Source organism: Bacillus sp. SIMBA_008 (assembly GCF_046535495.1).
Lineage (GTDB): Bacteria > Bacillota > Bacilli > Bacillales > Bacillaceae > Bacillus > Bacillus subtilis.
The window spans coordinates 1-257 of record NZ_JAWRWL010000788.1; the positions used below are offsets into that span (position 1 = coordinate 1).

1 protein-coding gene is annotated in these 257 nt (G+C 52.9%); it reads left to right on the forward strand.

Features of this window, described 5'->3' with window-relative positions; genetic code table 11:
• Window positions 1–257 (forward strand): hypothetical protein (locus SB658_RS25465; RefSeq protein ID WP_410603225.1); only part of this gene is annotated, 257 nt, incomplete at both ends.

Here is a 257-nt window from a genome sequence, read left to right on the forward strand (position 1 = left end):
GGCCTTCTGACCGTCGTCGATCTGATGCGTCTTCAACAGCCGACTATTGCAGCTCAGGTTCTCGACAGAGTCCTGCTTTTGAGCGATGAAAAACGAGGAACCTCAAGTGGACTGACGGGGCGTACCGACCATTGGGAGACAGGGCTAGAAACCTGGAAAGAAAGTCCTGCAGTCGGATACGGCCTCAGAACACGAGCTGGGAACCTAGATCTTTTTGCAGGGCCTTCGGTGAATGCACACTCAGGCTATCTCAATAT